This window comes from Martelella sp., from assembly GCF_984369615.1.
Genome location: NZ_CFHTCS010000150.1, coordinates 1 through 9,901 on the forward strand (window position 1 = coordinate 1; position 9,901 = coordinate 9,901).

A 9,901-nucleotide genomic window follows, 5' to 3' on the forward strand; every position below is an offset into this window, starting at 1 on the left:
CGACAACTCGGGCGTCACGCTGCGGTTCGATGCCCAGGCGGGCGAGGCCGTGGCCTACGCGATGTTCAACCTCGAGGATCGCGGCCCGATGATCATCGAGCCCGGCGACAAGGTCTATGCCGGCATGATCGTTGGCATCCATACCCGCGACAACGACCTCGAGGTCAATGTCCTGAAGGGCAAGCAGCTCACCAATATCCGCTCCGCCGGCAAGGACGAAGCCGTCAAGCTGACCCCGCCTATCAAGATGACGCTCGACCGGGCGCTCTCCTGGATCCAGGACGACGAACTGATGGAAGTCACGCCGAAATCTATCCGCCTCAGAAAGATGTATCTCGACTCCAACGAGCGCAAGCGTTTTGAGAAGACCCGCGCTGCGGGCTGATCAGGCGATCTTCATGTGATGACGAAAAGGCGACCCGTTGCGGTCGCCTTTATTTTTGGAAAGAGAACCAGAAAACATAACCGCTCGCCGCGACCGTCCAGACATCAAAAACGAGCATCGGCCATTTGAGCGTAAGCCTGGTCCACATCCATTGAGGCAGTCCAATCTCGGCGACCTTTCTCTTCATGCGGCCTCTGACATCGATGCCTCCTGCCAATGCGATACAGCCGAACGCAAAAAAGAAAATGATGAACTTGGTGGTCGCATACAGCGCCATCGCGCATATCATTGCGATAACGGAAGAGACCGCGCGGTTCGGCGAAATAACGTCTTTGGATCCGAAGGGAACGTAAAAGGGCGGAAGCCCCATCGCGACCTGGCAAGAGACGATAAAATAGACGAAGGCTGCGGAAGAAAACGCGACGTTAGCCTGAGAAAGAAGGGGCATCATGCGCACAAGGGTTCCCAAAAAAGGTCGTGAAGGGCGAGTCGCGACAATCGCGTGGATAGGGTCACGATGATTGGCAGCGTCCGCCTTGCTCGTCTTTGTCATGAATTTCCCCCCAATTCCTGGCCGCCCGGCGATTTGGCACAAAAACCACTGGCCTGCCGATCATAAGTTCTGCATAGTGGTATTATGTACCATTTTGCTGATGGTCGGACTCTGTTCAGTCCGCTGGGAGGAAAGTTTTGAAGAGAATGAAGGGAAGAACCGCGCTGGTGACAGGCGCGGCCGACGGGCTGGGCGCGGCAATCGCGGCGCGGCTCGCCGACGAGGGCGCGCGCATCGGCATCATCGACCGCTCCGAAGAGGCTATTGAAAAGGCGCGCCAGAGCGAGCGCCTCGCCTCCGCCGTCTTCATTGCCGGCGACCTGACCGACGGCGGCGACATCGCCCGGATGATGGCCGACTTTGCCGCGCGGGACATGGTCTTCGACATTCTCGTCAACAATGCCGGTGGTTCGCTGCATACGCCGCGCGCCTTTCTGGAGGAGACCGACGAGGATTGGGAGCGGGTGATGGCGCTCAATGTCACGGCCGCCGTCAGGGTCAGTCGCCACGTGCTGCCGGGCATGATTGCCTCCGGGTTCGGCCGGGTGATCAACCTCGGCTCGAAGGCAGGCCGCTATGGCAGCCTGTTCACCGGCGCCAACTATGTCGCCGCCAAGGGCGCCGTCCAGTCGATGACGCTGCAGATGGCGCAGGAGTTCGGGCCGATGGGCATTACCTGCAACGCCGTCTGCCCCGGGGCCATCTCCACGCCGCGCGTGGAACGGCTGCTCAATGAGCGCATGACGCCGGAAGAGCGCCGGAAGGCGCTCGAAGGCGTGCCGGTGCGCCGCCATGGCCGCGTGGAAGATGTGGCTGCCGCCGTCGCCTTCTTCGCTTCCGATGAGGCCGGCTTCATCACGGGCCAGTTGCTCGACGTCAACGGCGGACAGGGCATGGCATCATGAGCGGCATCGACAAGACCCCGCATGCGCCGCTCAAGGTTCTCGTCACCGGCGGCACCGGGTTTCTCGGCCAGGCGCTGACGACTGCGCTTGCCGCACGCGGTGACAAGGTCACCGTTCTCGACCTGAAACTTCCGTCCGAGACGATGCGCATCCCCAGCGTCAGCTATGTGGAGGGCGATATTACCAAGCCATCCTCGGTCGAAGGGACGATCGCGCGCTTCGGCATCGAGGCGATCCTGCATCTTGCCGCCCTCGTCATCCCCGCCTGCCGGGCTAATCCGGCGCTCGGCGCCCAGGTCAATGTCGTCGGCCATATCAACATTATGGAGGCGGCGCTGAAGACAGGCATTTCCCGCATCGTCTACGCGAGTTCGCTTGCCGCGCGACCGCGCGGCCCTTTCGCCTCGCCGGTCAATCTCTATGGCGCGTTCAAGCACTGCTGCGAGGAGATCTCCAAGGTCTATTTCCTCGACCACGGCCTCGGCTCGGTGGGCCTGAGGCCGCATGTAGTCTACGGTCCGGGCAGGATAAGCGGCGAGACCGCGGCGATCACGCTCGCCATGCGCGCAGCGGCCCGCGGAGAGCCCTACGAGATTCCGTTTTCCGGAAAGATGTGCTTCCAGCATATCGACGAGGTGGCCGAGATCTTCCTGCGCTCGCTCGACCGGCCGGCGCCGGCGCCGATCGTCAGCGACCTGACCACGGCCATCGGCTCCAGCGAGGATGTGGCAGAGGCGATCCGGACGGTGGTGCCGGAGGCGCGGATCACCGTTGCCGACCGGCCCCGGCCGATGCCGGACGCGCTCGACAACGCGCCGCTGCGCGATTTTCTCGGCAGCTGGAACGCCGTTTCCCTTGCCGAAGGCACTCGCCGTACCATTGAGGCCTTTCGCGCGACCGCCGATAGCTGATAGACATAAGGTCGCGCGGCGAAAAAAACGCCGTGCGGACAATGTCGAGCCAGGGACAGGCTTTTGGTGCGGATCAAAACGGCCGGCGATCAGGCCGTGACGATAGAATTTGGTGAATGCATCGACGAGGCGGTCAGCGCGCGCGTGATCGCGCTCGATCTTGGCCTGAAGGATGACCCGGTCGCCGGCATCACCGAAACCGTTCCGACCTACCGCTCGCTGCTTGTATTCTACGATCCGGCAATCGTCGCCGGCGCTGACCTTGCGAAACGCCTCGAAGCGCGCGCGGCAGCGACGAACGTGTCCAAAGAGACGCTGGCCCGTCATTTCACCGTGCCGGTCTGTTATCAGGGCGCAGATGCGCTCGATCTTCAGGCCGTGGCGGCAGAGAGGGCGATGAGCGCGGACGAGGTCATCGCCCTTCACACGGGTGCCACCTTCCGGGTCTTCATGATCGGCTTTGCCCCGGGCTTTGCCTATCTCGGCGGCCTGCCGGAAGCGCTCGCCACGCCGCGGCTTGCCGAGCCGCGTCAGCATGTGCCGGCCGGCGCGGTCGGGATCGGCGGCCGACAGGCGGCAATCAACTCACTCCCCGGCCCGAGCGGCTGGCGCTATATCGGCCGCACGCCACTGAGGCTGTTCGACGCCGGGCGCGGCGAACCTGCCTTTTTCCGCGCCGGAGACATCATCCGCTTTGCCGCCGTCTCACCCGCCGAAATGGCCGACCTTGACAGACGGGCAGACCTTGGAGAAGCGATCGTGGAAGCGCAGCCGCCATGGTGATGCTGGACGTTTTGAGGGCCGGCCTGCTGGTGACGGTCCAGGCAAAGCCGCGCACGGGGTACCTGGCGGCCGGCGTCTCGCCATCGGGGCCGATGGATGACGATGCCTTCCGCATCGCCCAGGCGCTTGTCGGCAACGGGCCTGATGCCGCCTCGCTCGAATTCGCCCAGTATGGCGGAAGCTACCGCGTTTCCGAGCCTACGCTTGTGGCCGTCACCGGCGGGGCGGTTGAAGTGATGATCGACGGGCGGCCCGCGCCCTGCTGGGAAAGTCATCTCCTGAGACCTGGCGAACGGCTCGATGTCGGCGTGCTGCGCGGCGGCATGTGGGGCTATGTCGCCTTTTCCGGCGGCATCGACGTTCCCGTCCTGCTCGGTTCGCGTGCCACCCATGTGCGAAACGGGATGGGCGGCTTCGAGGGGCGGGCGCTTAAGGCCGGCGACAGGCTGAACCTTTTTCCATCCCCGGCGCTTTCGCCACGCCGGATGCGGTCGATCTTCCGCAGGCCTTCGGGGCCGATCCGGGTGATCGCCGGGCCACAGGATGATTATTTCGACGCTCGCGCCTGGTCTCTGTTTCTCGAAGAACCCTTTGCCGTCTCGACGCGCCGCGACCGGATGGCGAGCCTGCTTTTCGGGCCGGCACTCAAGGCATCGCGCGGCCACGACATCATTTCCGACGGAACACCGCCCGGCTCCATCCAGGTGCCCGGCTCGGGCACGGCGACCGTTCTGACGGCGGAGCGCCAGACGACAGGCGGCTATCCCAAGATCGCGACAATCATTTCGGCGGACTTGCCGCGCCTGGCGCAAATGCCCGGCGGCCTGCCCTTCCGCTTCGCGCTGGTGCAAAGAGACCAGGCGGAGGATAGCCTGCTTGCGGCAAGACGGCTGGCGGACACGATCATCGCCGAGATCGGGAACGCCTGACGGGGGCTTTATTTCAGGAGCACGTCATTGCGCAGCTGGAAGCGCGCGGGATCGTATATGGCCTGCGAGATTTCAACCAGTTCGCCGTTATGGCTATAGAGCTCGGCCTCGATGGAGAGCACCGGCGTTCCCACCGAAAGGCCGATGGCATCGGCGGCGGGCTGCGGACAGGCGATTGCGTTGGCACTCTGACTGACGCGGACGATCGGCCGATCGAACATCTCCTCGATCAGATTGTAGACCGAGCCGACCCGGTGGCGCGAGAGCGACGGTTCAATGCCGGCATAGGGACCGGCGACGAACATGCGCGACCAGTTGAACGGCCTCAGCCTGCCGGGGATCCGCCGGACGCCGATCACTTCCAGCCAGAAACCGGTGGCGCTCTCATGGCCGCCGAGCGCCGGATCGGAATGGTTCTCCACGTGTCGCGATGTCCAGACCTCCAGAACCGTTTCCCGCGTCACGCGCATCAATTCGGGCATACTGTTGGTCGCCATGCGGAAATGCTGCTGCGGCGTTTGCGAGGCGATGATCGTGCCGACCCGCTTGCGCCGCGCGACCAGGCCTTCGGACTCGAGTTCGCTCAGGGCGCGCCTCAGCGTCGTGCGGCTGACGCCCCTTTCAACCGCGAACTCCACCTCCGGCGGCAGCCGGTCGCCGACTTTCCAGCGGCCCGAGGTGATTTCCTCACGCAAAGAACGGGTTAACAGTTTGTGTCGCGGTGCGCTCATTCCATCTTTCCCGGCAGCCAAAGAACGATCTGTGGGAAGGTCGCCAGAAGCAGGGCAAAGGCGACCAGAATAAGGAAGAAGGGCGCAACGGCGCGGACCAGTCTTCCAATCGTTTCGCCGGTTTGCGCCTGTATGACGAACAGGTTGAATCCCACCGGTGGCGTTATCTGGGATATCTCTACAGCAACAACGACAAAAATACCAAACCAAATCGGATCAAAACCTGCGGACGTAACCAAAGGCAGCGTGATTGGTAAAGTCATGACGATGATCGACGTGCCGTCGAGGAACATGCCGATCAGCACATAGAACAGCAAAAGCATGGTGATCAGGGCAAAGGGCGCGAGATCGAGGGCCGCGATCCAGCCGGCGATCGCGCGTGGAAGCCCGAGAAAGCCGAGCGCGGCATTGAGAAGCGCCGCGCCGATCAGGATCAGCCCCATCATGGCGCTGGTCCGCACCGCGCTGTTGCCGGCTTTCAGGAGATTGGCGAAGGTCAGTTCGCGCCTGAGGACCGCCAGAATGACGGCGCCGAGCACGCCGACAGAGGCCAGTTCCGTCGGGCTTGCAAGGCCGAAATAAAGCGCGCCCATGATGCCGGCGATCAGCGCCACCATCGGGGCGATCTCGACCAGCCCCATCCAGCGCGCGCCCCAGCTGTAACGCTCGGCGCTCGCCCGTCCGCCGGAAACCGTGTGGGCGGCGGCGATGTACAGGCTGTAAAGGCAGGCGAGCAGCAGACCGGGCACGATGCCGGCGATGAACAGCCTGAGAATGCTCTGTTCAGAAACGACGCCGTAAATGATCATGATGATCGATGGCGGAATGAGAAAGCCGAGCGTGCCTGCGCCTGCAAGCGAACCGATCGATAGGCGCCGGTCATAGCCATGCGCCTGAAGCTCGGGGAGCGTTACCCTCCCGACGATCGCCGTCGTTGCCGCAGACGAACCGGAGACAGCGGCAAACAGGGTGGAACCGGCGACATTGACATGCACCAGCCCGCCGGGAAGCCGACTGACCCAGGGCGCAAGGCCCGAAAACAGCGAGCGGCCGAGGCGCGCGGTCACGAGAATGTCGCTCATCAGGATGAACAGCGGCAGGGCGAGCAGTTCCTGCGCCGTACCCGCCTGCCACATCAGCTTGCCGGCAAAGGCGTCGAGCGGGATATTCGGTTTGTAGACCGAAAGCAGGATGTAGCCGACGCCGAACAGCGACAGGCCGACCCAGACGGAGCCGAGAAGCAGCACGGCAAAAAGCAGCAGCGTGACGAGGCCGATCTCAACCATCCTCCGTCTCCCGTTCAAGCTCCGGTTCCAGGCCGAGAAGAAGCCGCAAGAGCCGGGCCGCCATGGCGAGCACGAATTCCACCGCGCCGGCGACCGCAAGCGCCTGGGGGATGGCGAGCGGCGTATTCATGTAACTCGACTGGCGCAGCCCGCGCGTGAGGGAGGCATGAAAGACGGTCCAGAAGGCTTCCAGCAGCAGACAGGCGAGGACAAGCCCGACCAGCGTGGCGGCGATATCGACGATCCGGGCGAAGCGGGGACCACGGGAAAGAAGCAGCGAGACCCGTACCTGCGTGCCATGCTGCAGCGCCGGCCCGAGACCCAGCAGAAATACGCCGCACATGGCGAAGGCCGAATATTCCCAGGAAAAGGCGAGGCTCCGGCTTAGGAAACCACGGCTGAAGACCTCCGCCAGCATCATCGCGCAGAAACAGTAGAGCAGCGCCATGGCCACGGTCTGCGCAATCCTGGCGGTCCAGTCGGTAAATATCAGAAAGGCACGAACCATTGCATATCCATGGCAAGAAGGCTTCCGGGATCGGCACCCCGGAAACCCCGTTCACGAAAGGAGCGCCCGCGGCGACAGACCGCGCGCAGCGGCCGCTACTTGCCGGCCGCCTCCGTGTAGGCATCGATGATCGGACCCGCCGCGGGCACGCGCTCGATGAAGCTGCCCCACATCTCGTGTCCGGCCTCGGACATGACCGCCTTCATCGAGTCCGCGGCCTCCGTCACGGTGATGCCGTTTTCGACGAGGATTTCCGTCTTGCCTTCGTCTTCTGCCGCGCTCTGTGCCCAGAACTCGGCTTCAAGTTCTTCGACCACGCCCTCGATTGCGGCCCGGTCCTCTTCCGAAAGCGCATTCCATGCGTCGAGATTGATGGTCACCGCATCGGTCGAAGTCGACCATTGCAGGGGATTGAAATAGGAGGTCGTGTCCCACAGCTTGCCGTCAACGCCCGAGGACGTCGAGGTCGCCACGCCGTCAATCGTTCCGGCAGCAAGCGCCGGCACGACATCGCCCCAGGGCATTTCCAGCGGCGCTGCCCCGAGCTTGGTCAGGAATTCAAAGCTGGCCGGGTTGAAGGCGCGAATGCGCTGGCCTTCGAGATCCTCGGCCGTGGTGATTTCCGAACGCGAGTAGAGACCGGGCGAAGGCCACGGAACATAATAGAGGATCTTCTGGTTGTGGCTTTCCGCGATCTCGTCGAACGCTGGCGAGGCGATTTCGAGGAAGGTCGCCATCTCCTCCTGACCCTGGATCAGATAGGGCAGTGTGTCGATCGCCAGAAGCGGCTCTTCGCCGGCCTGCAGGAACAGCAGGAAATCGGCCATCTGAACGATCCCGCTTTCCACCGCCGCCATGCTCTCGGAACCGGAAACGCCGATTTCGCCGGCGTTGAAGACATTGATCTCGACGTTGCCGTCGGTCGCCTTGGCCACGGCGTCGGCAAACTGGCGCGCTGCCTTCGCCTGGAAATTGGTGTCCGGCCACGGAGTCGAGAAGTCCAGTGTCGTCTCAGCCGAAGCCGTAGCGGCGCTCAGACTGACGGCCGCAACGGCCAGCATGGGGATCGTTCGCATTGCCCTATTCTCCTCTATCGGTTTCATGCACCTTAACATTGTGCCCGTTTTCATTGTACCCGTAATCGCGCCCGGCCGCAGCGGGACTGACGAGCCCGCGCTCAAGATCGATCGCCAGTTTTTTCCGGTCACGGCGCCCGGGCGGGCCAAAGCCGCCGCCGCCCGGCGTCCTCAGGATCAGCGCCTCCCCCGGCGGGATGGTATAGAGCCCCTTGCTCGCGATCACCGTGCCGTCGGTAATTTCGGCATGACCGGGCGCGCCGGCCTTTCCGCCTTCCCGGCCCTCTGCTCCCTTCCGCAGGCGTTCGAAGGCCGCTGCCGACAGTGTCAGGCTTTGGCCCAGCGCCGAACGGATGCGAATCTCCTGGCCGAGACCGCCGCGATATTCGCCCGCCCCGCCGCTGTCGGGGGCGAATTCCTTCTTCTCGTAGATCAGCGGCGCCACGGTTTCCGCCACCTCAACCGGCACAGTGCCGACGCCGGAGGGAAAGGCGGTGGTCGACAGACCGTCGGATGCCGGACGCGCGCCCATGCCGCCGAGCGCGACATTGAGCGAGGCGAAGCCGCCCTCGCCCTCCGCCGTGATCGCCAGCACCCAGAGCGCGCCGGCGCTTTCGGCAAGGATTTCGCCGCGCTTGGCCTCCGCCAGGCAGCCGAGCATCAGGTCCGGCAGGGCCTGCCCCACGACGTGGCGCGCCGTCACGGGCCATGGCCGTTCGGCGCTCACGATCAGGCCCGGCGGCGCGTCGATCCGGATCGGCGCGAGCGAGGCATGGTTGTTCGGAACCTCCGGTGCGATCGCCACCTTGATGCCGAATGAGGCATAGGCCTGGCTGTAGTTCAGCGGGCAATTGATCCCCTTGGCAACGGCCGGCGACGAACCCGCAAGGTTGACCGAAATCTCCCCATCCCTGACCGTCATTTCCGCTTTCAGCCGGATCGGAGCGTCATAGCCGTCGAGTTCGATCTCGGCGCGGTAGACGCCTTCCGGCACCTTCTCGATCGCGGCCCGCGTTGCTTCGGCCGAGCGGGTGAATATGAACTCCGCAAGCGGTTCGAGCGAATCCGCGTCATATTCCTCCATCAGGGCAAGAAGCCGCCTCAGCCCCTCGTCATTGCAGCTCATCAGCGAGATCACGTCGCCGCGCGCCTCGCGCGGGACGCGGGAATTGACGGCGATCAGCGCAAGCAGTTCCTCGTTGACCACGCCCTTGCGCCGAAGCCGCGTCACCGGGATGACCACGCCCTCCTCGAACACCGAACGCGCCTCCGCCGACCAGCCGAGCCCGCCGATATCGACGACATGGCAGGTCGAGGCGATATAGGCCACGATCGTTCCCTTTCGGAAGACCGGGGTGACCAGAACGAAATCGAAGACATGGCCGGCCCCGAGCCAGGGGTCGTTGGTCACCAGAACGTCGCCTTCTTCCAGCGTTTCGGCCGGCACATGTTCCAGCATGGCATTGACCGATTTCGCCATGGTGTTGACGTGGCCGGGGGTGCCGGTGACGGCCTGGGCCATCATCCGGCCGCTCGCGTCGAAAATGCCGGCCGACAGGTCGCCCGCCTCGCGCACGATGGCCCCGAAGGCGACGCGCAGAAGCGCATTCGCCTGCTCCTCGCAGACCGAGATCAGGCGGTTCCACATGACATTCATGGCGATGATGTCGGCGTCGGTGAGTTGCTTTTCGGTCATCATACGGCCCCTTCCCGCTCGAGCACGATATGGCCGAGCGCATGGACATAGCCGCGCCAGTCTTCGGGCGCGTAGATCGTCGTCTGGTCCTCGACGATCAGCATCGGGCCCTCGAAGACCGCGCCGGGGCTCTCGTCG

The 9,901-nt window shown here is 64.0% G+C and carries 10 protein-coding genes and 1 pseudogene; 5 read left to right on the forward strand and 6 right to left on the reverse strand.

The window, feature by feature from the left end; all coding sequences use genetic code 11:
* Nucleotides 1–385: pseudogene (locus tag AC5DC2_RS12955) on the forward strand (translational GTPase TypA); the annotation flags it as partial.
* A gap of 49 nt (nucleotides 386–434) precedes the next feature.
* On the opposite strand, the gene AC5DC2_RS12960 reads toward AC5DC2_RS12955, so the two are convergent.
* A complete protein-coding gene (locus AC5DC2_RS12960) occupies nucleotides 435–938 on the reverse strand; it encodes a hypothetical protein (RefSeq protein WP_491698773.1) in 504 nt (167 codons plus the stop codon).
* Between the two features lie 146 nt (nucleotides 939–1,084).
* Here AC5DC2_RS12960 and AC5DC2_RS12965 point away from each other — a divergent pair, with 146 nt between their 5' ends.
* From AC5DC2_RS12965 to AC5DC2_RS12980, 4 genes are all read left to right on the forward strand, one after another.
* Entirely contained in the window at nucleotides 1,085–1,843 is a 759-nt protein-coding gene (locus AC5DC2_RS12965; RefSeq protein WP_491698774.1) for an SDR family NAD(P)-dependent oxidoreductase, read from the forward strand.
* Nucleotides 1,840–2,754, forward strand: a complete 915-nt coding sequence (locus AC5DC2_RS12970; RefSeq protein ID WP_491698775.1) for an NAD-dependent epimerase/dehydratase family protein — start codon at nucleotides 1,840–1,842, stop codon at nucleotides 2,752–2,754. The genes AC5DC2_RS12965 and AC5DC2_RS12970 overlap by 4 nt, the downstream gene beginning before the upstream one ends.
* Nucleotides 2,755–2,820: 66 nt before the next feature.
* Entirely contained in the window at nucleotides 2,821–3,537 is a 717-nt protein-coding gene (gene pxpB / locus AC5DC2_RS12975; protein ID WP_491698776.1) for a 5-oxoprolinase subunit PxpB, read from the forward strand.
* Nucleotides 3,531–4,466: a 5-oxoprolinase subunit C family protein gene (locus tag AC5DC2_RS12980; protein WP_491698777.1), complete on the forward strand. Its 936-nt coding sequence runs from the start codon at nucleotides 3,531–3,533 to the stop codon at nucleotides 4,464–4,466. Before pxpB ends, AC5DC2_RS12980 begins: the two co-directional genes overlap by 7 nt.
* Nucleotides 4,467–4,474: 8 nt before the next feature.
* On the opposite strand, the gene AC5DC2_RS12985 is transcribed toward AC5DC2_RS12980, so the two are convergent.
* The 5 genes from AC5DC2_RS12985 to AC5DC2_RS13005 all read right to left on the reverse strand — a co-directional run bounded on the left by AC5DC2_RS12985 (nucleotide 4,475) and on the right by AC5DC2_RS13005 (nucleotide 9,766).
* On the reverse strand, nucleotides 4,475–5,197 hold the full coding sequence (locus AC5DC2_RS12985; protein ID WP_082781102.1) for a GntR family transcriptional regulator: 723 nt from the start codon (nucleotides 5,195–5,197) through the stop codon (nucleotides 4,475–4,477).
* The gene (locus AC5DC2_RS12990; protein ID WP_491698778.1) at nucleotides 5,194–6,483 is read right to left on the reverse strand and encodes a TRAP transporter large permease; all 1,290 of its coding nucleotides are present in this window, start codon (nucleotides 6,481–6,483) and stop codon (nucleotides 5,194–5,196) included. Before AC5DC2_RS12990 ends, AC5DC2_RS12985 begins: the two co-directional genes overlap by 4 nt.
* Complete coding sequence (locus tag AC5DC2_RS12995) at nucleotides 6,476–6,991, reverse strand: TRAP transporter small permease subunit (RefSeq protein ID WP_491698779.1); 516 nt, start codon at nucleotides 6,989–6,991, stop codon at nucleotides 6,476–6,478. Before AC5DC2_RS12995 ends, AC5DC2_RS12990 begins: the two co-directional genes overlap by 8 nt.
* Before the next feature lie 95 nt (nucleotides 6,992–7,086).
* Nucleotides 7,087–8,067 carry a TRAP transporter substrate-binding protein gene (locus tag AC5DC2_RS13000; RefSeq protein WP_197489611.1) on the reverse strand — a complete coding sequence of 327 codons (981 nt, stop codon included), beginning with the start codon at nucleotides 8,065–8,067 and terminating at the stop codon, nucleotides 7,087–7,089.
* 4 nt (nucleotides 8,068–8,071) lie between these two features.
* Nucleotides 8,072–9,766 (reverse strand): hydantoinase B/oxoprolinase family protein, encoded by a 1,695-nt coding sequence (locus tag AC5DC2_RS13005; protein ID WP_491698780.1) that lies wholly within the window; start codon nucleotides 9,764–9,766, stop codon nucleotides 8,072–8,074.
* Between the last annotated feature and the right edge of the window lie 135 nt (nucleotides 9,767–9,901).

Excerpts from the sequence above, each read along its gene's own strand:
- AC5DC2_RS13000 (WP_197489611.1), bottom strand. The coding sequence starts at position 8,067 with ATGCGAACGATCCCCATGCTGGCCGTTGCGGCCGTCAGTCTGAGCGCC.
- AC5DC2_RS12990 (WP_491698778.1), bottom strand. The coding sequence starts at position 6,483 with ATGGTTGAGATCGGCCTCGTCACGCTGCTGCTTTTTGCCGTGCTGCTT.
- AC5DC2_RS12980 (WP_491698777.1), top strand. The coding sequence starts at position 3,531 with ATGGTGATGCTGGACGTTTTGAGGGCCGGCCTGCTGGTGACGGTCCAG.
- AC5DC2_RS13005 (WP_491698780.1), bottom strand. The coding sequence starts at position 9,766 with ATGATGACCGAAAAGCAACTCACCGACGCCGACATCATCGCCATGAAT.
- AC5DC2_RS12960 (WP_491698773.1), bottom strand. The coding sequence starts at position 938 with ATGACAAAGACGAGCAAGGCGGACGCTGCCAATCATCGTGACCCTATC.
- AC5DC2_RS12995 (WP_491698779.1), bottom strand. The coding sequence starts at position 6,991 with ATGGTTCGTGCCTTTCTGATATTTACCGACTGGACCGCCAGGATTGCG.
- AC5DC2_RS12985 (WP_082781102.1), bottom strand. The coding sequence starts at position 5,197 with ATGAGCGCACCGCGACACAAACTGTTAACCCGTTCTTTGCGTGAGGAA.
- AC5DC2_RS12970 (WP_491698775.1), top strand. The coding sequence starts at position 1,840 with ATGAGCGGCATCGACAAGACCCCGCATGCGCCGCTCAAGGTTCTCGTC.
- AC5DC2_RS12965 (WP_491698774.1), top strand. The coding sequence starts at position 1,085 with ATGAAGGGAAGAACCGCGCTGGTGACAGGCGCGGCCGACGGGCTGGGC.